Below are 26,137 nucleotides of genomic sequence, written 5' to 3'. Positions count from 1 at the left end.
AACTCCTGTTAACTGATTTGACATGCAAATTAACGTAATGAAATAAGATTGGAAAATAATTACCAAGCAAAATGGCAATCATATTTCCAATTGTTCTTTCTTCTTTATAATTTATTGCTGAACATAAAGTATATTAAAATTTGCCTAGACATGATTTTAATATAAAAAAGAAACAAAGGTTAAAGTTTGTGTCAAAACGTAACATTTGATTAATGTTTTGTAACAAGATAGAGATTTAAACTTGTTGCACTATTATTATGTGTATCGATAACATAAAAATAAATGTTATTTTGATAAGTAATAATATCGTAAAAGAGTAATCATAAAAAGCCCATATTGGTAATTTTATGATATTTCCTAATTAAAAATTTAGATTGGTTTACAGCTTATGAGACGTGAAATTTATTAATATCATGGTAAAATTCCATTTTATACTTAATAGTGAGTGAATATACTTAATGGCTTCTTTAAAAGATGTAGCACAACTTGCTAATGTTTCATTGATGACAGTCTCAAGAGCGATTAACAATCCCGAGCTGCTAAAACCTGAAACATTGAAACAGGTTCAGCAGGCAATTGAAGCTCTTAATTATATTCCCGATTTTTCTGCACGAAAAATTCGCGGAAAAAATTCTCGTGTTTCTACCTTAGGGGTTTTAGCGCTGGATACAGCCACCACACCATTTTCAGTTGAAATGATCCTGTCAATTGAAGATACCGCCAGAAAATATGGGTGGAGTAGTTTTGTGGTGAACATGACGTCTAATCTTGATCATGACCGAGCTGTTCGTCAATTATTATCACAGCGTCCTGATGGAATAATTTATACCACCATGGGATTAAGGGAAGTGGATATTCCGAGCGCACTATTTAGCCATTCTGTGGTACTTGCTAACTGCGTAGCGAAAGACGGGAAATTTCCGACATATATTCCTGACGATTTTAATGGGCAATATCACGCAGTTTCTAGATTGATAGAGAAAGGATACCGACGCCCTTTATGCTTGTATTTACCTGAACAAACGATTGCGGGAAAAGTACGTCGAGAAGCGGTGGAAGAGGCATGGAAACAAGCGGGATTACCACTAGAATCATTAACGCAATATCACCTTGAATGGGGTGATGAACATTATCGGGATGTAGTTGCGCTGATTAATCAACATTTTTCCCCTGAAAGTGCTGATTTTGATGTGGTAATTTGCGGTAATGACCGAATTGCTTTTCTTGCTTATCAAGTCTTATTAGGGAGGGGGTTACGGATCCCCGAGGATATCGCCGTGTTGGGGTATGACAATATGATTGGGGTGAGAGATTTATTCTATCCGCCATTAACGACGGTCGATTTGCCCCATTATCAATTGGGGGAGCAGGCCGCCTTACATATTATTGAAGAAAAACAAGATGTAGAATGCCATTATATTCCATGTAATCTACTGGAGCGTGATTCTGTATAGTTTGCACGATAGCCTAGGATATTTCATTTATTGGGGTATGATAGATACGAGTTTAATCATACTTTTGTACGGATAAATTATGTTGCTGCGTTCAGGGGTGGCTTTAGCTATCTTTTCTTACATATTATGGGGGATCACCCCACTATTTTATCGTTTGTTACCTGATGCACAAGCAATGGAGCTGTTGGCTCAGCGGCTTATTTGGTCTATTCCCTTCTTATTTATCATTCGATTAGCGATCAAAAATAAATCCCTATGGAAGCAGGTTTGGGCTGACAAACGTTCAATTCTATTATGTTTATTTAGCTCCTCGATTATGGCGATCTCTTGGACCGCATTTACCTATGCATTGACTCATGGTCAAGTGCTGGCTGCTAGCCTTGGTTATTTTATTAATCCACTTTTTTCTATTTTACTCGGCGTGATTTTTTTACGGGAGCGCTTAGTATTTTCAGAAAAAATGGCAGTGCTGTTTATTTTTGCCGGGGTGATGTATCAAATTTTTCAATACGGCGAATTACCTGCGCTAGCGTTAGTGATGGGCAGTGCATTTGCGGTTTATGGATTGATCCGTAAATTTATCCGTTTTGATGTTATTACGTCATTATTTATCGAAGCGCTGTGGTTATTGCCATTGGCGATCGGAATTACGTGGTGGCTATCGGCGAATAATATGAGCGCAGTTATGAACGGTGATTGGCAAACTAAAATTCTGTATATGTTGGCTGCGCCAGTCACTATTATTCCACTCTTATTTTTTACAGCTGCTATTAAGCGAACAACGTTAACTGTCATTGGATTAGCCCAATATATCGAGCCGACCATCCAATTTTTGCTGGCAGTATTCCTATTTAATGAATTGTTCGATTGGGTGAAAGGTGTCAGTTTTTCACTGATTTGGATAGGTTTATTATTCTGCATCTTAGCGTTAATTCATAAGCGTTATGCCAAAGGGCATGAGCGGCAACCTTATGTGACTGGACGAGATAACCCTCCTAAAATTTAGTCAATAATTTAAATGTATTAGCCCTAATTTATAAAGTCTAGGGGACATATTTTATGTTTCTATTATGGTCAAGGCAAACGATTGCGTATATAATCTCAGCCAGATTTTCACGACACCAAAATTCACCTCTTGGGATATAAGGTCACTATCATGAGCCAATTAGGTACGGCACTTTGTGCTTCAGCGACAAAAGTAATGCTTCTCGGATCTGGCGAGCTAGGAAAAGAAGTGGCCATTGAGTGCCAGCGTTTAGGAATTGAAGTGATTGCTGTTGACCGCTATGACAATGCGCCAGCCATGCATGTTGCTCATCGAAGTTACACCATTAATATGCTGGATGGTGAGGCTATCCGCCAATTAGTTGAACAAGAAAAACCGGATTTTATTGTTCCTGAAATTGAAGCCATTGCAACGAAAACATTAGTGGAATTAGAGCTGCAAGGGCAAAAAGTGGTACCTTCGGCAAATGCGGTATACCTAACAATGAATCGTGAGGGTATTCGTCGATTAGCGGCAGAGGGGCTACAGTTACCGACGTCAGAATATCGCTTTGTTGAAACACAGGACGATTTTATTGCTGCGGCAACTGAAATTGGTTTCCCATGTATTGTGAAACCAGTGATGAGCTCATCCGGCAAAGGGCAAAGTGTGATCCGTTCGGATGAACAGCTGCAAGCCGCATGGAATTATTCGCAAGAAGGCGGGCGAGCAGGGCAAGGACGTGTGATTGTCGAGAAAATGGTGAACTTTGATTTTGAGATCACTTTGCTAACGGTGAGTGCAGTTGATGGTATTCATTTCTGCGCTCCTGTCGGACATCGTCAAGAAAAAGGCGATTATCGTGAATCTTGGCAGCCTCAAGTGATGAGCGAAAGCGCACTGAAAAAGGCACAAGACGTTGCGGCTAAAATAGTGACCGCACTTGGGGGATATGGATTATTTGGGGTGGAATTATTTGTGTGTGGTGACGACATCATTTTTAATGAAGTTTCTCCTCGCCCCCATGACACCGGAATGGTTACTTTAATTTCTCAAAATTTATCTGAATTTGCGCTACATGTTCGAGCTTTCTTAGGATTACCGATTGGGTCGATTCGCCAGTATGGTGCGAGTGCATCAGCGGTAATTTTGCCAGAATTACATAGCCACAATGTGGTTTTTTCTGAACTCAATGAGGCGTTAAGTTCAGATATCCAACTGCGCTTATTCGGTAAACCGGAAATTGCGGGTACCCGTCGTTTAGGTGTGGCTTTGGCGATTGGGGATAATATTGAACATGCGTTAGCGATGGCAAAAACAGCCGCTGCTCGCGTACAAGTTAAAGGCTAAATGCATCCTCAGTAAATTCCCCGCAGGAGTTGGCTATTTTGCAGGGAATTTATTTAGAGTAAAAATAGTTATGTTCTATCTTCAATAATCATTGCGGCAGCGCGTTCCGCAATCATGATTGTTGGCGCATTAGTATTGCCGCTTGGGATTTCAGGCATGACTGAACAATCCACCACACGTAAATTATCAATACCATGAACTCGTAAGCGTAAATCGGTGACTGAATTTTTGGGGTCAGTTCCCATACGGCAGGTTCCTACGGGGTGATAAACTGTTTTACAGAAATTACGCACAAACTCTTCTAACTCAGTATCATCATATCGAACTGGCTCTGGGGGCATTAAAACGTCTTGGCTGACAGCTTGTAAAGATGGGGAATTTAACACATCCAACCCAAATTTTACGGCACGTTTGCAGCCTTCCATATCTTCGGGTGAAGCTAAGTAATTAGCATGGATTTTTAACGGTGCAAGGGGATCTTTGCTACGTAGTAATATTTCCCCTCGAGATTTTGGTTGAAGATAGCCGACCTTTAGTGAAAAACCATGGGCGGCAGGAAGTGGTTCCCCGGGAACATCATCCCAGCTATCTAATATGGGTAGAAAATGAATCTGGACATCAGGGCGGCCTTGACCGCAACTATCTTTAAATGCCGCACCTTCCAGAACGTTAGAGGCCAATAATCCGCTACGGAATACCATCCATTCCACTCCGTGCTTTATGGCTGCCAATCCTTGATCTGCACCAAATAAACTCACTGGTTGTTTGGTTGTCACGTTAATTGACATATGCAAGTGGTCGTGGAAATTTTTACCGACAGGCAAGTTAGCGAGCGTATTAATACCGAGAGTTGAAAGGTGCTCCTCAGGACCAATACCTGAGAGCATGAGTAATTTTGCGGAGCCCATTGCACCAGAACAGATAAGGACTTCATCTGTAGCAAATGCTTCAACTTCGTGACCATTTTTCCCTTGATAAGCGATACCCACCGCGCGCCCATCTTGGATAATAATGCGATTAACTTGGGTATTCAGTTTTAATGTGAGTTTGTCGCTATTTTGCACGGATTTTAGATAAGTTTTTGAGGTGCTGGCTCTTTCGCCATTAAGTGTCGTAGTCTGGTAAAAACTGGTACCTTGCTGGCTTTCACCATTGAGGTCGTTGATATAAGGAAGCCCATGTTCTTGGGCCGCACGAATAAATGCCATGGATAATGGGTGTCGGTAACGGTTCTCGCTAACGGGAAGGGGTCCTTCAGTTCCATGGTATTCACCTGTTAGGCTTTCATTTCGTTCGGCTTTTTTAAACCATGGCAGCACATCTTTATAGCTCCAGCCTTCACAACCATAATTTTGAGCCCAATTGTCGTAATCCTGCTTTTGACCACGAATATAAATCATGCCATTTACTGAGCTACTTCCTCCAAGAACTTTACCTTGTGCAATTTGCATTTTACGGTTATTGGCGTGAGGTTCTGGGTCAGTTTCATAAGGCCAACTTTTTTGCGCAATAATTTTAGCGACACCCGCAGGCATACGGATAAATAGATGATTATCACTTCCCCCCGCTTCGAGGAGTAAAACACGAGATTGGGTTTCTTTAATTAGGCGAGCGGCAAGAACACACCCTGCGGAGCCGGCACCGACTATAATGTAGTCATATTTTTCAGCATTCATATAGCGCTTTTCTCACTCAATAAAGTAACAATAAATAGTCATTTTATTAACAATAGCGCCTTTAGTTTGTTAATGTATTAATAATATTTTGTTAGTGTGATTTGAATCAAAAATAATTTCCAGGGAAACTATTTTTATAATTTAATTGTTATTGTTTATTAAGAAAAAATATTAAGTAACTATGGATTTAATTTATCTCTTTAGTTTTGTTAATAAATTAATGTGATTTTTATTGGATCTTTTAAAAGGGCGTGATGGATCTAAAGGTTAGTGACGTTAGCTTTAATCGCTAACGTTGGTAATTTGTTGTGTGTATTTTTGTATTATTTAACAATAATTACATCTTTTGTTTTAATTTAATATTTACTTAACTTATTGAAATGGCTTTTATTTGTGATGCTAAGCACACTTTTAGAGACGTTATCACCCCATCAAAACCATTCACCGCAAAAAAGTAACCGCTTAATTCTGTATGTCACCGCTTAAGAGAACTTTTCCTTTTATTGAGCGTAATTTCTTACCATACCCACTATGGCAGATCTCAATTATTGACTAACAAAACAACTCAACCACTGCCTATTAAAAAGTCATTTATTGTCTATCGAAAGCAACCAAAGACAGGGCTTTCAATTTTTAATAAATGGTAACTAAGTATTAATGGCATGTTCGTTTTTACCTCAGAAAGGTGTTCTATGAACAAGAATGGTATTTTAAAGCACGTTCCTTGGATGATCCTTGGGATCATCGGTGCTGTCTGTTTGGGCGTTGTGGCGCTTAGACGTGGAGAGCATATCAGTGCTCTATGGATAGTGGTCGCCTCTGTGGCGGTTTATCTTATTGCCTATCGTTACTACAGCTTATATATCGCGAAAAAAGTGATGAAGTTGGATGAAACACGGGCAACACCAGCGGTCATTAATAATGACGGCTTGAACTATGTTCCAACCAACAAAAATGTTCTGTTTGGTCACCACTTTGCGGCAATTGCGGGTGCGGGTCCATTAGTTGGTCCGGTACTTGCAGCCCAAGTTGGTTACTTACCGGGAACATTATGGTTGCTGGCAGGGGTTGTCCTTGCAGGGGCAGTTCAGGACTTTATGGTTCTGTTTATCTCTTCTCGTCGTAATGGCGCCTCATTAGGTGAAATCATAAAAGAAGAGTTAGGACCGATTCCGGGTACGCTGGCATTATTTGGTTGCTTCCTGATTATGATCATCATCCTTGCGGTGCTGGCATTGATCGTAGTTAAAGCTCTCGCTGAAAGCCCATGGGGGGTATTCACCGTTTGCTCAACCGTTCCGATTGCCCTATTTATGGGGGTTTATATGCGATATATCCGACCAGGACGTGTCGGTGAAATCGCGGTTATCGGTATTGCATTATTAGTTGCTTCTATTTGGTTCGGTGGTGTTATTTCTCAAGACCCATACTGGGGTCCAGCACTGACATTCAAAGATACAACTATCACCTATGCGCTGGTGGGATATGCGTTTGTTTCGGCATTGCTGCCTGTATGGCTGATTCTTGCGCCTCGTGACTACTTAGCTACCTTCTTGAAAATCGGTGTTATTGTCGGTCTGGCTGTAGGGATTGTGATCCTTAACCCAGAACTGAAAATGCCTGCGGTCACTCAGTTTGTTGATGGTACTGGTCCAGTTTGGAAAGGGACGCTATTCCCATTCTTGTTCATCACGATTGCTTGTGGTGCGGTGTCAGGTTTCCACGCATTAATTGCTTCGGGTACAACACCAAAACTGTTAGCTAACGAAAAAGATGCTCGTTATATTGGTTATGGTGCGATGTTAATGGAATCTTTCGTTGCTATCATGGCATTGGTTGCAGCTTCTATCATCGAGCCAGGTCTGTATTTTGCGATGAATACACCTCCAGCAGCTTTAGGTATCACCATGCCTAATCTGCATGAACTTGGTGGACCTGATGGCGCAGCTATCATGGCTCAATTGAAAGATGTTTCTATCCACGCGGCTGCAACGGTGAGTTCATGGGGCTTCGTTATTTCTCCTGAGCAAATCATGCAAACCGCAAAAGATATCGGTGAGCCTTCGATTCTTAACCGTGCGGGTGGTGCACCAACACTGGCGGTAGGTATTGCCTTTGTTTTCCACGAAATTATGCCTGCTGCCAATATGGGCTTCTGGTATCACTTCGGTATTCTGTTTGAAGCACTGTTTATCTTAACAGCGCTGGATGCGGGAACGCGTTCTGGCCGCTTTATGCTGCAAGATTTATTAGGTAACTTTGTTCCGTTCCTGAAAAAAACTGACTCACTGTTTGCAGGTATGATTGGTACTGCGGGTTGCGTGGGTCTATGGGGTTACTTACTGTATCAAGGTGTTGTTGACCCACTGGGCGGCGTTAAGAGCTTGTGGCCTCTGTTCGGTATCTCGAACCAGATGCTGGCAGCGGTGGCGTTAGTTCTGAGTACAGTCGTATTGATTAAAATGAAGCGCAGCAAATATATCCTTGTAACGGTATTACCTGCGGTGTGGTTATTAATCTGTACTACATGGGCTCTGGGTCTGAAATTATTCAGCGATAATCCACAACTGGAAGGTTTCTTATACTTAGCGAAATCTTACAAAGAGAAAATCGCCGCGGGTGGTGCAGATTTAACGGCACAAGAAATTACTAATATGAATCACATTATTATTAATAACTACACTAATGCGGGTCTGAGTATTCTGTTCTTAGTCGTGGTTTACGGTATTATCTTCTTTGGTATCCGCGTGGCGATGAAAGCCAGTAAAGACCCAAATCGTACTGATAAAGAAACCCCTTATGTTCCGGTTCCAAAAGAGGGTGTGAAAGTGTCATCTTCACACTAAGGAATCAAAAATGATTCGAGGTTTGTATTACTCGAAACAATAAGGGAAGCCCTGCATTGTGTAGCAATACAATGTAGGGCATTTTACCTTTGGAGAAGGCTATGTTTGGAAATCTGGGAAAGACGGGTAAATATCTCGGGCAGGCCGCTCGGATGTTGGTGGGGATCCCTGACTATGATACTTATGTGCAGCATATGAAGGATAATCATCCTGATAAGCCGATGATGACTTATAAAGAATTCTTTCGTGAGAGACAAGATGCTCGCTACGGCGGTAGTGGTAAAGGCGGATTTCGCTGCTGTTAACTGATGAAGTGACGAGGGCAATAATGAAACCAATTAATGTAACGATTTTAACGGGTTTTTTAGGGGCAGGAAAAACGACGCTATTAAGCCATATTCTGCATGCAGATCATGGGCACAAAATTGCAGTGATTGAAAATGAATTTGGTGAAGTTCCTATCGATAACGCGTTGATTGGCGATCGTGCCACGCAAATCACCACATTAAGTAATGGCTGTATTTGTTGCAGTCGCTCCAACGAATTAGAAAATGCACTATTGGATTTATTAGATGGGCTGGACAGTGGGAAATTAGATTTTGAGCGCCTTGTGATTGAGTGTACGGGAATGGCGGATCCAGGGCCGATTACTCAAACATTTTTTTCCCACGAAGTGCTGTGCGAACGCTATTTATTGGATGGCATCATTACGTTAGTCGATGCGGTTCATGCTGATAAACAGTTGGATGATTTTGCTATCGCTCAAGCACAGATTGGTTATGCTGACCGTATTTTACTGACTAAAACGGATATCGAGCCAAATAACGATGCGTTGCTTGAACGCTTACAACGAATTAATGCTCGAGCGCCGATTTATCCTGTGATCCACGGGGATATTAATCTGGATCTGTTGTTGGATATTGAAGGTTTTTTGCTGGATTCAAGATTAAATGTTAAACAGCCAACGTTCCGTTTTGCACCTAAGCAGCAAAACGAAGTGGGTTCTATTGTGTTGGAGTTTGATTACCCTGTAGAGCTGATGGCAGTGTCCCAAGTGATGGAAGATTTATTGCTCGGTTTTGCGGATAATTTATTACGTTATAAAGGTATTTTGTCCATCATCGACGAACCAAAACGCCTATTATTCCAAGGTGTCCAGCGCCTATATAGTGCAGATTGGGACAGAGATTGGGAGGAAGACGAAAAGCGCAGTAGCGTGCTCGTTTTCATCGGCATCGATCTTCCCGAAGCCGAAATTCGCGAAAAATTTGCCGCGTTAGAAGCTAAATAGAAAATAATTTTATCGATTTTTAAACGTAAAAAATAAAAGTAGCAGTCATTAGAAATAAATTCAAAGCTATTCGAGTTGTCGCAAGGCGGTAATCGAGTTAAGGGCTAGGAGCATACATAAGTATGTGACTAGTCTTAACAAGTGCAACCAACACAGCGACAGCTCGAAGAGGGAAGAATTAGCGGGCCTTAGAGGACATGATCTCGATGATTTGAATGTCTGTATGGCGCATTGACCCGGTCGCCAACGAACACAAATTCGCTATCGACTGATCCACATCATCAGACACAATCCCATCGGAACCTCTAACACAGCTGTTATCAAGCGCCATCAATACTGCTTTGTAAGCAGCACTCGCACCTGTCGATACTTTCATTGCACAACTGTTAGATGCACCATCGCAGATCATGCCGCTAACATCGCCAATCATGCTAGAGATTGCCATCGCAACGACTTCATATCGCGCTTCGAGTAACCACGCAATCCCAGCAGCCGCACCCATCGCTGCGGTAGTCGCGGCACACAGTGCGGATAATGCGGGCAGCTGGTTATGAATATAAATTGCCATTAAATGAGATAGCATCAGTGCACGCGCCAGCTGTTCTTCTGTTGACTGTAGATAGTCAGCGGTCACGAGTACAGGCATTGTGGCTGCAATACCTTGGTTACCTGAACCTGAGTTGCTCATTGCTGGTAATACAGCTCCGCCCATACGCGCATCTGATGCCGCCGAGGTACGGATCATGATGTCAGATAACAAGTCTTTGGATAATAACCCGCGGTCACGTTGGGTTTGTAACGTTTTACCAATATGCAAACCATAGCTATTGCGTAAGCCTTCTTGGGACAATGCATCGTTCAAGTGCGCGGCTTCTAGAATAAAACGAATATCATCTAATGGTGCTTCAGTTGCAAATTGATAAACCGCTTTAGCAGTGACTTTGGGTAAACTGACTTCAGTTCCACAATCCACGGGATCACTGGGTTGGCTCTCGCTAACTGTGATATCAAAAAGAACGTCGTCCCCATGGATTATTTTTACAATATGGGTATGTGAACCTGCAATCACCACGGTTGCAGAGTCATTTTCGCTATAAACTGTGGCTTCAGAATAAATAACATCATCACAAGGGGATTTAATATCCACGGTGACCAAACCTTCTGCAAGCATTCCTTTACTGCGGGCAATCGCTTCAGGGGAAGCCGCTTTTAGCACTTCCAATCCAGCCTCACCATCACCACCAATAGCGCCCAGAGCAGCAGCAATCGGTAATCCCACCATACCGGTACCTGGAACAGTTACACCCATCCCATTTTTCATTAGGTTAGGAGAGACAAACGCGACCACTTTTGTGATTGGGTTTTGTAGGTAAGATGCGGCTTTTGCAGCGGCATAAGCGAGAGAAATTGGTTCAGTACAGCCTAATGCAGGCTTAACGTCCTGTTTAACTGCATTAATAAAATATTGCCAAAGTAATGATTGAGTTTCAGTCGCCATGATTGAAGTCCCTAAATGTAATGTGGTGATGGGATTATTTTAAAGAAGAGATAGGAGAAAAACTTCACAATGTTTGACGAGATATTGTGGAGGTGGAGAAAATTAATCTCTAAAATTTAATGATAGAGTAAAAAAATTCTCAATATGATGCTCGTCACAAAAATCCCACCTATAACCATAGGTGGGGTCTGTGTATTAAATGATGAATTAGTTTTCCAGATCGAGGCGTTTACTTTGCCATTTACGAGAGCGCCAACGCCAAGCATTGGTTAACCCGCGAACCCACTCGTCAGCAAAGAAACCGATCCAAATACCCAGTAGCCCCATCTCCATTTTTATGCCGAGGAAATAGCCTAATGGAATAGCGATCCCCCACATAAATAGAATGGCAGTAAGTAGCGGAAATTTGGCATCTCCCGAAGCACGCAAGGCGTTAACCATTACAATATTAATGGTACGTCCCGGTTCTAAGAAGACTGAGAGTAAGAAAATTGGCAGCAATAATTGAATAATGCCTTGGTCATCTGTGAGGCTGTCTAAAATCGGTGAACGGAATAACCAGAAGACGAAAACCACACCGATGGTGACATAGAAGCCCCATTTTAGGCTTTTGAAAGCTCGTCGATAGGCATCTTCAAAGCGTTTTGCACCTACAAGGTGCCCAACCATAATTTCGTTCCCAATACTGATTGAAATCCCAAACAGCATAATGAACAGTGATAACTGGAAATAAAGGGTTTGTGCGGCGAGGGCGGTTTCTCCCATTAAACCAATAAATGCAGAGGCGGTCATAAAGTGCAGGATCCACACTAAGTTTTCACCTGCGGCGGGTAGGCCGATATGCAGAATTTTGTTCAACATTTTACGGGACCAGCGTACGAGCATCATCGGAACAAATTTAATTCTTAACCCATAGAACAGCAGACCGAACAGTAAAATTACTGCCACAATACGCCCAACAACCGTTGACCATGCGACGCCTTCCAATCCATATTTTGGTAAACCAAAGAAGCCGTATAACACGATCATATTACCAATGACAGTAATGACGTTGGCAATCAATGTCACCCACATCGCAGGTTGTGCTTTACCATACACACGTAAACATGCTGCGAGAATAATCGTAATCGCTTCGGGAATTAAACAGATACCTAAAATATGCAGATAAGTATAACCATCATCCATCAGGTGGGATGGGGTATTCATAATCGCGAGAATTTTATAGCCAAAAAATAGGGCAATTAAGGCGCTAGAAAAACCTAATATAAAGTTAAAGGCGATAGAAATATGAATCGCTTGGCTCGCTTTATCACGGCGTCCGGCTCCTAAATATTGAGCGATAACAACACTACAACCGACACTAATAAAGTTAAAAATAGTAATAAATAGGTCAAATACCTGATTCCCCACCCCCATTGCAGCGAGGTAGGCTGTGGATACATGGCTAACCATGTAGGTATTAATCAATAAAGTGGCCAAATGAAGAAAAATATCAATAAAAATTGGCCAACTGAGGGAATAGAGAGACCTCTCAGTGACATCAGACTGATGCATTAAGAACCTTTATACACGTTAAATAGAGGAAAAAGACTAATTGGCTGAATTCTACCTCTAATTGCTGGGTGAACCTAGTTATAAAAGCCGGATATTTTTAGATAATTAGGCTTTGTTTAATTTATCTAAATTTGTTATTGATATGTATCTTGTATTGAAAATATGACATCAGAATGACCGAGGAGTAATAATGTCAAAAATTAAAACAGTAATAGTGGGATACGGAAATATAGGCCGTTACGCACTAGAAGCTGTTCAAGCCGCTGATGATTTTGAATTAGTCGGAATAGTCCGTCGTGATACCCAAGATATTCCGGCAGAGTTATCTCATTATATTGTGGTTGATGATATTGAAAAATTAGGCAAAGTGGATGTGGCATTACTGTGTTCTCCAACTCGAGCTATCGGCGATTTAGCAGAGAAAATCCTCAGTCTGGGTATTAATACCGTTGATAGTTTTGATGTGCATTCTGATATTGTCGCGTTGAAACACCGACTCGATAGCGTCGCGAAAAAATATAATAGTGTGTCTATCGTTTCGGCAGGTTGGGATCCGGGTTCTGATTCTATAATGCGTACCTTAATGTTAGCGATGGCACCTAAAGGCGTCACCTACACCAACTTTGGTCCCGGTATGAGTATGGGGCACAGTGTTGCGGCGAAAGCCGTTGAAGGCGTAAAAGATGCGCTGTCGGTGACCATTCCTCTGGGAACCGGCATTCATCGTCGTATGGTGTATGTAGAATTAGACGCTGGCGCGAACTTTGATGATGTGGTGCGTAGTATTAAACAAGATAGTTATTTCTCGTCTGATGAAACCCATATTCGCCAAGTTGACAGTATTGATGGGTTAAAAGATGTGGGACATGGCGTGCAGATGACCCATAAAGGGGTTTCTGGTGCGACACATAATCAATTATTTGAATACTCAATGCGCATTAATAACCCCGCATTAACGTCACAATTTATGGTCTCCGCGGCAAGAGCCACCATGAAGCAGCCCGCGGGAGCTTACACAGTGATTGAAATCCCACCCGTGAACTTCTTGCAAGGTGATTTAGATTCACTGATCGCAAAATTAGTCTAATTTTAAGTTCTTTCTTAATGGTACGGAAAGTAAAATTTCGTACCATTTTCTTTTCCCACTGTTTTAATTATGACAACCCAGAATAACGCCATGATTTAGGATGGGATCAATGTATTAATTAATGGAGAAGAGTGGATGGAGACGCCAAAGAAAAATATACCGAAAGTAAAAAAGAAAAAAGGTGATAAATCTGCGACAGCGAGTTTTTTCCCTAAGAATAAAGCGGTAAAAAAAGGACAAGAAAGTCGCCACTCATTTAGTTTATTGCGAGCCTTTTCTAAACTGGAGTGACAGATAGTTGGATCTTTCAAGAGGAACTTTAAGCTAAATTACGCTATTCTGTTTTTCTTAAGGAAAACACGAAAGGAACCTCGTCATGTCAAATAGAAATATTCCAGAAGTCGGCGAATGCCAATTTGTTTCTTATCATATCCCTAAATGGAAAGAAGACGGAACATGCCATTGGAATGATGTTCAACTTCAACCCAAATCCTTCAATGCCGAAGCGAAGTGTATTTTACCTCCGAGAAAAGTTATTCCTGTTATTTTTCTTCCTGGGATTATGGGAACGAATTTAATGTCAAAAGGAGATGATAAAAAAGAAATGTGGCGAGGGGATGCAGGGTATGAAATTTTTTTACAATGGGCAGAAAGAACCGGCCATGAAAGAAAAAACATATTAAACCCTAAAACAACAACCGTTGATAACAGAGGCTTAGTTGATAAAGAAGTCTATACGCCCTTTTCTGATGATGGATATCTATTTCCCAAACGTCATGATAGAGGGTGGGGAGAAGCACTTAATTATAGTTATGGTCGTTTCTTGAGTGTTTTTCAGGCGGCATTAATTAATGACTGGCAGAGTAATGTTCTTAATTTCGAACGTCTAAGTAAGGGTGATATTAAATTACCATATGTGAGTATTCTAAATGAATTTGTCGAGAAACCACTTGGAACGGAAGAAAAAGAAAATGAACAAACGTTAACCCAAAAAGAGCTTGACCATTTTAATCGCTTTTTATTTCCATTACATGTTTTTGGCTATAATTGGCTTGCTGATAATGCTGAATCAGCATCTAAGCTTGTGGAGTATATAGATAACGTTATTAAATTATATCGTTGTCATGGATATGGTTTAGCAGTGGAGAAAGTTATTTTAGTGACTCATTCCATGGGAGGGTTGGTGGCTCGATATGCAATGAATCCTACCCCTGAGTCAACGTTTGATGGGTGCCAGAATAAAGTATTAGGCGTTGTTCATGGAGTGATCCCTGACTTAGGATCTCCTGCTGCCTATAGACGAATGGGGACGGGGGCGAGTGAGGAAGGTCATACTGCGGGACACATTCTGGGGTGGTCTGCTAAAGAATTAATGCCAGTCCTAGCGCAATCTCCAGCGCCTTTGCAATTGCTTCCTTACCCTTCCTATAAGTCACCGTGGTTATTTATCCCAGAAGAAGGTAGTTATCCTCAAACAATCGATCCTGAAACGGGAAAACCTGATCCGTTCAAAGATATCTATCTTAGAAATGATGTTTGGTGGAAGCTTTATAGGCCGGATATTCTAGATAAGGATTCTGTGGTAATAGATAATAATTGGCTTGCTTATCAAGACATTATGGATGATACGGTTCGTCAATTTATGTATCACCAAGAAAAAAAACTATACCACCCAAATACTTATGTTTTTTATGGTAATCAAGTTGAATCGGATGGCTATCTTGATTGGGTACCAACGAAGTTAACTGTAAGTCCATATGTATTCTCCCAAGGCGAACCTCATTTACCGCCAACAAATAGACAAAAACGAGAAAAAGGTCAACTAGCGAAAGAGCTTAAATTAAATTCATCAAAAACGGCTGGTGATGGCACTGTACCTATCGAGTCGTTTTCGGCTATTTACGCTCATCGGTCAATCAAAAGTATTTTAGCAACAAATGTTGATCATCAAGATGCTTACAAGGTCGATGATATAGTCGATATAAAAAGCAGACCGGCAATTCAATTTACATTGAGAGCGATTATTAAAATGGTTATGGATGTGCCATTAAATGATTAATAAGTATCTAGGCTTACTGATTGGTTTGGTTGTTTTTTCGTTCATTTTTTTAGGCTTGGTTGTTTATGACAAAGAAAGCCGTTTAACTGAAAAGGATTATATTTTGATAGATGCATTCTTTGAAAACGTAAAACCTCAATGTGTTGGGCGATTTGTTATTGATATTCCCATTCCATTTAACAATATGAAAGATAATCAAGTGTTTATCGATGATTTTCATATTGAAAGTAAATTTATTTATCCTCCTGCATTTAAGCAACGAATTGAATTGCGAGAGCAAGAACTTCGCAATGGAAAAACCAGTGAAAAAAATGCGCCTGTATTAAAAGAAATTATCCAATTACCGGATGGCAAAGGTGTTATTTTCGACAGGAATAAATCAGGTTCTGATGACTCTTATCGAACACTAGAGGCCCATGTGTACACTGAAATGATTGCATTTGTTATTACAACAAATATTAGAGACTTTTCTGATAAAAAATATGAAAAGAAGAAAATTGATTTTTTGGCTAGAGGGTTAAGTGAAATTCAGACTAATGAAAAACCGACTAAATTAGCTGCGATGCAATCACTTATATCTCGATTATCGGGACGAAAAAATGAAGATATTCCCGTTGATAAAGGCGTTTGCATTCCCAATGGATTTATTGCCGATGATGGAAATCAACATAAAGAAATTATCTCATTTACTTATGAGAATGATGATTTTATTTTAGGGTTTAGATCCGATAATACGGCTGTTGGTTCTGATGACACGTTGTTTAATCGAAGCCCACAAATCAATGAAGCTATGTCATTAGCTAAGAAAAGTACCATTAAAAAAGAAAAACTCTCACCAAACGGAATTCCATCTCTAGAATGGCTAATGATAGGTAAACAGAATAAGCAAGAAGATACGAATATGTTTGAATTTATTCTGTATTCAAATGAAATGATCGCCGATTCACAAAAACCGTTGCTATATATTGGGTTAAACAATGCAGACAAAAACACCCAATATAGCCAGTGGCAATTGGTTGAAGTTTGGGATCGAATTGTCAATTCATTACGTTATAAACCGAATGCATTTTAAAAATTTAGCTTCCGATGTAAAAAAGTTCCTTTTAAGTAGAAAGGTCGGATAGGCAAATGGCACTAAAAGAAAACATCGCCTTGATACTGTCGCGAAAAAGCAGCCCGCGGGAGCTTATACAGTGATTGAAATCCCACCCGTGAACTTCTTGCAAGGTGATTTAGATTCACTGATCGCAAAATTAGTCTAATTTTAAGTTCTTTCTTAATGGTACGGAAAGTAAAATTTCGTACCATTTTCTTTTCCCACTGTTTTAATTATGACAACCCAGAATAACGCCATGATTTAGGATGGGATCAATGTATTAATTAATGGAGAAGAGTGGATGGAGACGCCAAAGAAAAATATACCGAAAGTAAAAAAGAAAAAAGGTGATAAATCTGCGACAGCGAGTTTTTTCCCTAAGAATAAAGCGGTAAAAAAAGGACAAGAAAGTCACCACTCATTTAGTTTATTGCGTGCCTTTTCTAAACTGATGAATTATGGTTTCTCTCTATTTTATGTGGGCTTTATTATTTCAGTTTGGTTTTTTCCTGAAAACTACAGTGTCGAAATTATTTATAACCTCACTTTGATCCTCATCTTCGAATTTATTTTGGTGCATTCTGGCGTGTTTATGTCAGTGTTCCAAAATATCAAAGTGCTTTTAGGCTTTGCATTATTTTACGGTGTCTTTGCTCTGGCGATTAATGCCGCTGTGCTGGGGGACTCTCCGGTGATCCTTTATTTATACAGTGCGACGGTTATCAATCGCATGCTATTTGGGATAACCAGCCGGACCGACAGTGAGCGCCAAGAAAATTTGCTGTATTCTGCCTTAATGGCCGTGAATTTTATGTTTAGTATTTTTTTCACGATGTTTTTATCATGGTTGGTGCCTTATGGTGGGCTTACTCCTGAATATCTTGAATCTATCCATTATTTAAACTCAATTGGTTCGGGTGGGGAATTTCCTGAAAAACCGCATGTTGCTTTTGCCTTTGGTGTCCTTTATTTCTCTTTACCTGTTGTGTTGCCTGCGCTGTTTGGCTGGATAAATTGGCGGAATAAGCGAAAACATTTGGATGTTGAACTGAAAAATTAAAGCCGTGAATCCAGACAAAGAAAAGCGCCTACCGAAGTAGGCGCCCTGGTGTTGGCAAAAAATAAAAAAGAATAAAAAACTAGCGAGTAATTGATTTAAATTTTTGAGTGGTTTCTGTTAATGCAACTTCAGTTGGTAAACGTTCCATAGAACTCGCGCCATAAAAGCCGTGGCAGTCTGGGCAATTCGCTAAAATAAACTCAGCATCTTCAGGTGTCGCAATAGGGCCACCATGGCACAGCACGATGACATCATCGCGCACAGATTTTGCTGCTGTCGCCCAATCATTTATTAGCGCCACACAGTCTTGCAGTGTAACTGCGGTTTCTGCACCAATGTTGCCACCGGTTGTCAGTCCCATATGTGGCACGATGATATCTGCCCCCGCTTCTGTCATGGCAATGGCATCTTCACGGCTAAAGATATAGGGGGTAGTTAATAACCCTTTTTGATGAGCCATGCGGATCATATCCACTTCTAAACCATAACCCATTCCCGTTTCTTCGAGGTTAGCTCGGAAGTTGCCATCGATTAGACCGACAGTTGGAAAGTTCTGGACGCCCGCAAAGCCAGTCGCTTTGATGTCATCGAGGAATTTATCAAACTGGCAGAATGGATCGGTACCGTTTACGCCAGCAAGAACAGGCGTGTGTTTTACGACTGGTAGCACCTCTTTTGCCATATCCATGACGATTTCGTTGGCATTACCATAGGCCAGCAGACCTGCTAAAGAGCCGCGTCCTGCCATGCGATAACGACCTGAGTTATAGATAACGATAAGGTCAATGCCTCCAGCTTCTTCACATTTAGCCGAAAGCCCCGTTCCAGCACCGCCGCCAATAATTGGCTCGCCACGGGCTACCATCGCTCTGAATTTATTCAGTAAATCTTCGCGATTATGTTTCATGTATCAACCTCTACTTATTGACAAATTTCCTGGTGTAATTCAATGACCTGTTCACAAAATTCAGCAGAATTAATGTGATATGGACTTAATATTAATTGACGTTTTTCTGTTGTTATTAGGTTTTCAGTTAATGCGTCGATAAATGCGCTATCTGCTTTGGGATCCCAGAATGGAGCCCCATCAATATCTAAAGCAGAGAAGCCAGCCGTTGGGATAATAAAACGAATTTGTCCCTCACATGCATTCAGTTTCTCTGCAATCCAATACCCCATCTGGCGGTTTTCTTCCACCGTGGTTCGCATCAGTGTGACTTGCGCATTGTGGTGATAAAACTGCCTATTTTTATATTGTTCTGGCACGGAAGATGGGCGACCAAAGTTCACCATGTCCAATGCGCCACATGACAGCACGCAGGGTGTTTGTGTTCGAGCAATGGCACCAAAACGGTCTTCATCACAAGCCAAAACGCCGCCAAATAAATGGTCACAAACTTCAGTGGTGGTGATATCTAAAACTGAATCCAATAAACGACTATCAATCAGTTTTTCCATCGCTTTCCCACCGCTGCCCGTTGCATGGAAAACTAAACAATCATAGTCGTGCTCTAATTTTGCCGTTAATTGTTGGACGCATGAGGTTGTAACCCCGAACATGGTTAAGGCAATCGCAGGTTTAGACTCGACGGCACTGTCTTCGCCATCATCAAACCATACGGCTCCTGCAATTTGATTAGCGGCATTTTTCAGGACTTTTCGAGAAATGACATTCAGGCCAGAGACATCGGTAACGGAGTACATCATCGAGATATCACTTGCGCCGATATAACCTGAAATATCCCCTGATGCCATCGTGGAAACCATCAGCTTAGGGATACCAACGGGTAATATTTGCATGGCTGGAGTAATTAATGCAGTTCCACCTGAACCTCCCAATCCGATAATGGCGGCAACATCGGTTTGAGCGGCAAGGTACAGGCTAAATGCCTGAGCCATTGCTTCAATAGCTCTACCTCTATCACCACAAAATACCGCATCAGTCCCTTGAGGATGGAAACTCGCGATCTCGGTTGAAGTAACATCAGCCTGTTTTTCTAATTGTGTCGGCTGGGTCGTTAAGTCAATAGTACGTACTGCAAGCCCTGCTTTTTTTATTAATTCACTGACATAAAACAGCTCAGCACTTTTGGTATCGAGGGTGGTTGCAACATAAATAAAGCCCTGGTGTTTTGGCATAGAAAAATCCTTTTGTGTAGGGTGTTTAGTTGAATTTTTCATCTCATTGAGACTAAAGTATCATTTTTTGTTAATTAAAAATGAGACTGTAGTCTCATTATGCTATTTTCTTACTTGGATAATCGGTGCGTGAACTGTATCTTATTGATTAAACAAAATAATTATTATATAAAAAAGCATTAAACATAAATTATAATAATGTTTTTCATCAGTTTATATTTCAATATAATAATTTATTGCATTGTATTTATAGCTTAATTTTACAAACTAACACAGCTGAATAAGTAATTAATGAGTAAAAATGCTTATCGACGAATAGGTATTGTTAAAGATATTGTCTAAACTCATTTGAACGGCGGATTTTAAGGATAAAGATATGCCACAAAGTCATCTTGTGCCTGATTATAAAGGAACACGCAAACGCACTTATAACCTTTTAGTGTCGACGGCGGTCGAATTGTTTGAAAAAGGGGCGATGCCATCAGTTTCTGAACTTGCCATTGAAGCGGGTGTTTCTCGTGCTACCGCCTATCGCTATTTCCCAACTCAAAGTGATTTAATCGCCGCGACAGTTAATGTCAGCTTAGGTCCTATTTTGACGTGGAAACCTGAAAGTGAAAAAACGGAAGAGCGCATTGATGAGTTACTGCGTTATGCTTTTCCTCGAATGTTTGAACACGAAGGCGTATTGAGAGCTGCGTTACAGACTTCTTTACAGCAGTGGGCGCTAGGTCGTTCATCACCCACACCAGCTCCAAGAGATAAACGTCTTGAACGTGGAAATCGTAAAGACATTTTGGCCATGGTCACTTCACCGATGAAATCGGAATATCCCGAAGAAGTGATCGATAAAGTGATCAAGGCATTTTCTGTTATTTATGGTTCTGAAATTTTTCTGGTATTGAAAGATATTTGGAAGTTAGATAATGAACAAGTGACGGAATTAGCGCAATGGATGGCAAAAGCAATTATTAACCAAGCCGTTGCCGATAAGCAGCAAATCGAAAATTAAAGGGTGGGGAACGACCAATACAGACTTAAATATTCGTCTATATTTGAGGGCGATTTTAAGTACAAAATCTGAGAATAGGTCAAACCCCAGCCAATAATCCCTATGATAAGTAATTCAGCACTCTCAGCCTCAACCTTTTGCATTATTGTGATATAAATTATTTTAATTACTCATAATCTCAATGGTTAATGCGCGATGATCAAGCTGATAAAAATGATAGTGGGCATTGCTATCTGTGCCGTTGTGGGTGGTGTATTGACCTATATTGGCATTCCATTAGCATTAATGTTTGGTCCGATCATCGCCATCATCATTTTTAATCGCTTGGGTTTTTCATTTTCGATCCCCAAACATACCATCACTTTTGTTCAAGTTACGTTGGGCAGCTCCGTCGGTTTGATGTTTAATCAAGTTTCACTCAAAGAGGCAGATAATTTATTACTGCTTTTGATGACCTTGGTTGTCTGTTTGGCGGTGCAGTTTTCATTTAGCTACTTTTGGTTTTATCGCAAAGTTGGCTGGACAAAACAAGAAGCCATGCTCGGTTCGGTACCAGGAGCAATGGCGGCGATCCTTGCGTTAACTGACCATACCCACACGCCACCTCAAAAAATTGTTATTTCCCATACGATTAGATTAATTATTCTTATTTTACTGGCGGGAATTGTGGTGGGAAGTGAGGGAGATTCTCAACCTCTATTTGAGTTACCATCATTAACGCTAGAGTCAACTTTCTGGCTATTGGTCATAGTGATTTCAGGCTTCATTGCTGGATTAGTTTTACAGCGCTTAAGAGTTCCAGCCCCTTTTATGCTGACATCATTGGCAGCAGCCACATTCATTCAAGGTTGGATTGATATTCAGCTTAGTTTTCCGCTGATGCTAACGGAACTCAGTATGGTACTGATTGGAATGAATATCGGTAACCACTTTATTGTTTTTCCGTTATCTGCCCTAATAAAAAATATTTATTCCTCTGCCCAAGTGGTAGTTATTAATATCATCTTGACGTTTTTTATCACGGTCTTTGCCTCATGGCTGACGGGGTACGATATTGCGGTGTTATTGCTGGCTTGGGCGCCGGGCAGTATGGAGGCCATGACGTTTGCCGCAATTACCATGAATTTAGATGCTGGATTTGTGATGTCGAATCACATTATTCGTATGGTGATTATTCAAACAATCCCATCGGTAGTGTTATTTTTGCAGGAGAGAAAAAATAAGCGGAAAGAATAAAGGGAAACACGTTGGGTAAGGTCACATGTTTCCGAAGCTTGAACGTTAAACTTACTTCACGTAAGCAAATAGCCCTAAAGAGTCACGCGCTAAAGATTGGCATTTGAAGTCTTGAGCTAATGGGATCCCTTTCAGGTCATCATAACTTTCTTTGTTCAATTTGCTCATTTTGTTGGAGTTATAGTTGCCTAAGTCCCATTTATTGCTTTTGGCAAAGTAAACAATCGCCCGTTCAATTTCACGATCAGGGATTTGGGTATAGCCGCAATCATATTTCAAATAAATAAAAACCGCGGTGAGGTCGGCGAGATCTTCGGCTTCGTTCGGCGCAAGGGCTTTCGCTGAGTGAGTCACACCAAGCAGCATCATGAAGTAGGATATTAATATAAATTTTTGCATTCGCTATTCTATCTGTTTTTTATATCAAGTTACATTAGCATAAGAACATAGCCACGATACATCAAGTTATCCTATTTTTTTAAGGTAATTATGTAAGTCTAATTATTTAATGTATAGAACTGTTAGGCAATTCTAACTTTCTTAAAGCTATGTAATAAACCCATATTAATATCGTGGATTTATTGACCTTCCTGTAGGGGGAAGCTTTATCATCATCAGCATTAAAACACGTTTTGCTTGGAAAGGGCAATTTCTGCCTTGTCATCCTGTGCTCACTGATTGTTGATTCTGGTAAAGAAAAGGAAGGTTATCTATGTTACGTCGTGATTTTCTCAAGCTGAGTGCAATAGCATATGCTGCTAGCGCATTACCTGTTTGGAGCCGCGTTGCTGTCGCCGCAGGGAATTATCCAACTCTCGCTATTCCACCATTAGTTGAGCCAGATGCGCAAGGTAATATCCAAATTGCTATCAAGCAGGGCATTTCACAATTTGTCCCCGGTAAGAAAACAACAACGTGGGGATATAACGGCGATTTACTTGGACCTGCATTAAGCCTGAAAAATGGTCAATCTGTTAATATCAATATCACGAATCAGCTACCGGAAGAAACTACTGTGCATTGGCATGGGCTAGAAATTTCGGGTGAACAGGATGGTGGACCTCAAGCGATTATTGCTCCCGGGGCTAGCCGAAAAGTCAATTTTACTGTTGATCAACCTGAAGCTACTTGCTGGTTCCACCCTCATACTCACGGAAAAACCGGTTACCAAGTGGCGATGGGGCTGGCGGGATTAGTGGTAATCAAAGATGAAAATAGCTCAAAATATGGATTGCCAAGTACATGGGGCGTGGATGATATTCCGGTTATTTTGCAAGATAAGCGCCTGAAAGATGATGGACAAATCGATTATCAACTGGATGTAATGAGTGCGGCTGTGGGTTGGTTTGGGGATATGATGCTCACCAATGGTGCGGTGTACCCTAAGCATGTAGCACCAAAAGGTTGGATCCGCCTAAGACTTCTCAATGGTTGTAATGCCCGTAGTTTAAATGTGTCCACCAGTGATGGGCGCAAAATGTATGTCGTCGCAAGCGATGGTGGTTTACTTGCAGAGCCTATTGCATTAACCGAGTTACCTATCTTAATGGGCGAGCGTTTTGAAGTCCTCATTGACGTATCTGATGGTCGCGCTTTTGATCTTGTGACTCTGCCTGTTAAGCAAATGGGTATGACAATTGCACCATTTGACCAGCCACTTCCTGTATTGCGTGTCGAAACGACGTTAAGTGCAGGTGATGGGAAATTACCGGCAGAATTAGCTGCACTTGCTGCTATCCCTTCATTGACCGGGCTTAACCGTCGTAAATTCCATTTGATGATGGATATGCGTTTGGATATGCAAGGTATGATGATGTTGCGTGAAAAATACGGTGCTCAAGCTATGGGGGGCATGGGCGGCCATGGTGGCATGATGGGCGGTATGGATCATAGCAATATGGGAAATGGAAACATGAGCCAAGGTAACATGAACCACGGCAATATGAGCCAAGGTAAGATGGGCGGAATGCAAGGTAATGGGGGGCATTGCGGTACCGGCACTGGTGATTTAGATATCCACAATGCAAATACCATCAACGGGCAAGTTTTCTCGATGACGCATCCTGCCTTTGATACGCCGTTAAATCAGCAAGAGGTTTGGGTTATTTCGGGTCGTGGAGACATGATGCTGCACCCATTCCATGTGCACGGTACGCGCTTTAGAATTCTGAAAGAGAATGGGCGTCCTGTAGAGCCACATCGCCAAGGCTGGAAAGATATTGTTAGAGTTGAAGGGCAGGTGAGTGAAGTGCTGGTGGAGTTTAAGCATAAAGCAACGCCTCAACATCCTTATATGGCGCACTGCCATCTGTTGGAACACGAAGATACTGGCATGATGATGGGCTTTACTGTGAGTTAATCGTGATGGTTGCAGTGGCTGCAATGTCACTGCAACTTGTTTTGTCATCGCGTCTTGGTGTGGCTTATGTTAAAATTACGCGCTTTCCATTCCCATACATGCGTAATTGAAGATGAAACATACTCTTGATGTAATGATCTCTGAAGAAGAGATTGCTCAACGAATTAGTGAATTAGCAGACAGCATTAGCGCTCACTACCAGAATGTTAACGGTGAGTTAGTGCTAGTTGGTCTGTTAAAAGGCTCCTTTATTTTTATGGCGGATTTATGCCGTAAAATCACCGTTCCTCATGAAGTCGATTTTATGACGGTATCCAGCTATGGCAATGCTATGACGTCCAGCCGTGATGTGAAAATCGTTAAAGATTTAGACGAAGATATTCGCGGTAAACACGTTCTGATCGTGGAAGATATTATCGACTCTGGTAACACGTTAAATAAAGTTCGTGAAATTTTTGAATTGCGCGGTCCAGCCTCTGTCGCAATTTGTACTCTTTTGGATAAACCTTCTCGTCGTGAAGTCGATGTTCCCGTTGAGTGGATTGGTTATTCCATCGAAGATAAGTTTGTTGTCGGTTACGGTATCGACTACGCCCAACAGTATCGCCACCTGCCATATATTGGACATGTGACCTTGCTGGAAGAGTAATAGGTATTGTTGAACCATAAAAAAGAGCAGCCAAGGCTGCTCTTTTGCTATCTAACGACAGAGAAAATATTATTTTTTCTGGGTTAATTTAGCGATAGATTCGCGGTAACACAGTTCTAATTTTTCACGGCTATCTGCGGTGATATGCAGGTCATGTAAACGGCCATTGTTAATTCCGTATACCCAGCCGTGGATCATGATATTTTGACCACGTTTCCATGCAGATTGCATAATGGTTGAGTGACCCAAGTTGTAAACTTGTTCAACTACGTTCAGTTCACACAAGCGATCTAAACGTTCACAAGGTTTGAGTTCACCCAGCATTGAGCTGTGTCGATACCAAATATCACGGATATGTAATAACCAGTTATTGATTAAGCCTAATTCAGTGTTATCCACTGCCGCTTCAATACCACCACATCCATAGTGACCGCAGATGATAATGTGTTCAACTTCCAGCACGTCAACCGCATATTGAATAACAGATAAACAGTTTAAGTCAGTGTGAATGACTAAGTTTGCTACGTTACGGTGAACGAAAAGATCACCTGGCGCCGCGTTGATCAGTTTTTCAGCAGGCACTCGACTGTCTGAGCAGCCTATCCATAGAAATCTTGGTTTTTGAGCTTTTGATAATTCTTTAAAGAATTCAGGATCTTTTTCTTTTACAGACGCTGACCATGCTTCGTTATTAGCAAACAGCTCTTCAATTTTTCTCATCATGACTTGTAGCCTAATTGTGTGACTTTGCGATAAAATCTTATACAGTATTTATTGATTAAATAA

At 41.1% G+C, this 26,137-nt stretch carries 22 protein-coding genes and 1 pseudogene; 16 read left to right on the top strand and 7 right to left on the bottom strand.

The window, feature by feature from the left end; genetic code table 11:
- Positions 1 to 458 precede the first annotated feature (458 nt).
- From EL244_RS13455 to purT, 3 genes are all read left to right on the top strand, one after another.
- Positions 459 to 1,454 (top strand): LacI family DNA-binding transcriptional regulator, encoded by a 996-nt coding sequence (locus EL244_RS13455; RefSeq protein WP_126461537.1) that lies wholly within the window; start codon positions 459 to 461, stop codon positions 1,452 to 1,454.
- Positions 1,455 to 1,533: 79 nt separating this feature from the next.
- Positions 1,534 to 2,460, top strand: coding sequence for an EamA family transporter RarD (gene rarD / locus EL244_RS13450; RefSeq protein WP_006815191.1), 927 nt, complete (start codon positions 1,534 to 1,536; stop codon positions 2,458 to 2,460).
- 150 nt (positions 2,461 to 2,610) lie between these two features.
- Entirely contained in the window at positions 2,611 to 3,789 is a 1,179-nt protein-coding gene (purT, locus tag EL244_RS13445; RefSeq protein WP_126461534.1) for a formate-dependent phosphoribosylglycinamide formyltransferase, read from the top strand.
- 68 nt (positions 3,790 to 3,857) lie between these two features.
- Here purT and EL244_RS13440 read toward each other — a convergent pair whose 3' ends face one another.
- Entirely contained in the window at positions 3,858 to 5,465 is a 1,608-nt protein-coding gene (locus EL244_RS13440) for a GMC family oxidoreductase (RefSeq protein ID WP_126461531.1), read from the bottom strand.
- 692 nt (positions 5,466 to 6,157) lie between these two features.
- Here EL244_RS13440 and EL244_RS13435 point away from each other — a divergent pair.
- The 3 genes from EL244_RS13435 to yjiA all read left to right on the top strand — a co-directional run bounded on the left by EL244_RS13435 (position 6,158) and on the right by yjiA (position 9,602).
- Positions 6,158 to 8,311 (top strand): carbon starvation CstA family protein, encoded by a 2,154-nt coding sequence (locus EL244_RS13435; protein ID WP_006815188.1) that lies wholly within the window; start codon positions 6,158 to 6,160, stop codon positions 8,309 to 8,311.
- Between the two features lie 101 nt (positions 8,312 to 8,412).
- A complete protein-coding gene (locus tag EL244_RS13430; protein WP_006815187.1) occupies positions 8,413 to 8,616 on the top strand; it encodes a YbdD/YjiX family protein in 204 nt (67 codons plus the stop codon).
- 23 nt (positions 8,617 to 8,639) lie between these two features.
- Positions 8,640 to 9,602 carry a GTPase gene (yjiA, locus tag EL244_RS13425; RefSeq protein ID WP_126461528.1) on the top strand — a complete coding sequence of 321 codons (963 nt, stop codon included), beginning with the start codon at positions 8,640 to 8,642 and terminating at the stop codon, positions 9,600 to 9,602.
- Positions 9,603 to 9,780: 178 nt separating this feature from the next.
- On the opposite strand, the gene EL244_RS13420 is transcribed toward yjiA, so the two are convergent.
- Both EL244_RS13420 and EL244_RS13415 read right to left on the bottom strand, forming a co-directional pair.
- Positions 9,781 to 11,100, bottom strand: a complete 1,320-nt coding sequence (locus EL244_RS13420; RefSeq protein ID WP_126461525.1) for an L-cysteine desulfidase family protein — start codon at positions 11,098 to 11,100, stop codon at positions 9,781 to 9,783.
- 207 nt (positions 11,101 to 11,307) lie between these two features.
- A complete protein-coding gene (locus tag EL244_RS13415) occupies positions 11,308 to 12,654 on the bottom strand; it encodes an MATE family efflux transporter (protein ID WP_126461522.1) in 1,347 nt (448 codons plus the stop codon).
- A 190-nt stretch (positions 12,655 to 12,844) separates the two neighbouring features.
- Between EL244_RS13415 and EL244_RS13410 the strand changes: the two genes are divergently transcribed.
- The 6 genes and pseudogenes from EL244_RS13410 to EL244_RS13390 all read left to right on the top strand — a co-directional run bounded on the left by EL244_RS13410 (position 12,845) and on the right by EL244_RS13390 (position 17,956).
- The gene (locus EL244_RS13410) at positions 12,845 to 13,741 is read left to right on the top strand and encodes a diaminopimelate dehydrogenase (RefSeq protein ID WP_126461519.1); all 897 of its coding nucleotides are present in this window, start codon (positions 12,845 to 12,847) and stop codon (positions 13,739 to 13,741) included.
- Between the two features lie 135 nt (positions 13,742 to 13,876).
- Entirely contained in the window at positions 13,877 to 14,032 is a 156-nt protein-coding gene (locus EL244_RS18350; protein WP_006815182.1) for a hypothetical protein, read from the top strand.
- 85 nt (positions 14,033 to 14,117) lie between these two features.
- Complete coding sequence (locus tag EL244_RS13405) at positions 14,118 to 15,800, top strand: esterase/lipase family protein (RefSeq protein ID WP_006815181.1); 1,683 nt, start codon at positions 14,118 to 14,120, stop codon at positions 15,798 to 15,800.
- Positions 15,793 to 16,872: a T6SS immunity protein Tli4 family protein gene (locus EL244_RS13400; protein ID WP_126461516.1), complete on the top strand. Its 1,080-nt coding sequence runs from the start codon at positions 15,793 to 15,795 to the stop codon at positions 16,870 to 16,872. The genes EL244_RS13405 and EL244_RS13400 overlap by 8 nt, the downstream gene beginning before the upstream one ends.
- A gap of 97 nt (positions 16,873 to 16,969) precedes the next feature.
- Positions 16,970 to 17,062, top strand: a pseudogene (locus tag EL244_RS18345) (diaminopimelate dehydrogenase); the annotation flags it as partial.
- A 135-nt stretch (positions 17,063 to 17,197) separates the two neighbouring features.
- The gene (locus EL244_RS13390; protein WP_126461513.1) at positions 17,198 to 17,956 is read left to right on the top strand and encodes a hypothetical protein; all 759 of its coding nucleotides are present in this window, start codon (positions 17,198 to 17,200) and stop codon (positions 17,954 to 17,956) included.
- Positions 17,957 to 18,035: 79 nt separating this feature from the next.
- On the opposite strand, the gene EL244_RS13385 is transcribed toward EL244_RS13390, so the two are convergent.
- Complete coding sequence (locus EL244_RS13385; RefSeq protein WP_006815178.1) at positions 18,036 to 18,863, bottom strand: phosphoenolpyruvate hydrolase family protein; 828 nt, start codon at positions 18,861 to 18,863, stop codon at positions 18,036 to 18,038.
- A 14-nt stretch (positions 18,864 to 18,877) separates the two neighbouring features.
- Complete coding sequence (locus EL244_RS13380) at positions 18,878 to 20,095, bottom strand: Tm-1-like ATP-binding domain-containing protein (protein ID WP_126461510.1); 1,218 nt, start codon at positions 20,093 to 20,095, stop codon at positions 18,878 to 18,880.
- A 376-nt stretch (positions 20,096 to 20,471) separates the two neighbouring features.
- On the opposite strand from EL244_RS13380, the gene EL244_RS13375 reads away from it, so the two are divergent.
- The gene (locus tag EL244_RS13375; RefSeq protein WP_112837285.1) at positions 20,472 to 21,107 is read left to right on the top strand and encodes a TetR/AcrR family transcriptional regulator; all 636 of its coding nucleotides are present in this window, start codon (positions 20,472 to 20,474) and stop codon (positions 21,105 to 21,107) included.
- Between the two features lie 195 nt (positions 21,108 to 21,302).
- Positions 21,303 to 22,343: an AbrB family transcriptional regulator gene (locus EL244_RS13370; RefSeq protein ID WP_126461507.1), complete on the top strand. Its 1,041-nt coding sequence runs from the start codon at positions 21,303 to 21,305 to the stop codon at positions 22,341 to 22,343.
- Between the two features lie 51 nt (positions 22,344 to 22,394).
- Here the strand turns inward: EL244_RS13370 and EL244_RS13365 are convergent, their stop codons facing one another.
- The gene (locus EL244_RS13365; protein ID WP_126461504.1) at positions 22,395 to 22,742 is read right to left on the bottom strand and encodes a YacC family pilotin-like protein; all 348 of its coding nucleotides are present in this window, start codon (positions 22,740 to 22,742) and stop codon (positions 22,395 to 22,397) included.
- 313 nt (positions 22,743 to 23,055) lie between these two features.
- Here EL244_RS13365 and cueO point away from each other — a divergent pair, with 313 nt between their 5' ends.
- Both cueO and hpt read left to right on the top strand, forming a co-directional pair.
- Entirely contained in the window at positions 23,056 to 24,702 is a 1,647-nt protein-coding gene (gene cueO, locus EL244_RS13360) for a multicopper oxidase CueO (RefSeq protein WP_126461501.1), read from the top strand.
- Positions 24,703 to 24,814: 112 nt separating this feature from the next.
- Positions 24,815 to 25,351 (top strand): hypoxanthine phosphoribosyltransferase, encoded by a 537-nt coding sequence (gene hpt / locus EL244_RS13355; RefSeq protein ID WP_006815172.1) that lies wholly within the window; start codon positions 24,815 to 24,817, stop codon positions 25,349 to 25,351.
- A 69-nt stretch (positions 25,352 to 25,420) separates the two neighbouring features.
- Here hpt and can read toward each other — a convergent pair whose 3' ends face one another.
- The gene (gene can, locus EL244_RS13350; protein ID WP_006815171.1) at positions 25,421 to 26,074 is read right to left on the bottom strand and encodes a carbonate dehydratase; all 654 of its coding nucleotides are present in this window, start codon (positions 26,072 to 26,074) and stop codon (positions 25,421 to 25,423) included.
- Positions 26,075 to 26,137: the final 63 nt, after the last annotated feature.

Origin of the sequence: Providencia rustigianii (assembly GCF_900637755.1) — a bacterium.
Lineage (GTDB): Bacteria > Pseudomonadota > Gammaproteobacteria > Enterobacterales > Enterobacteriaceae > Providencia > Providencia rustigianii.
This window is presented reverse-complemented; position numbering and strand designations above follow the sequence as displayed.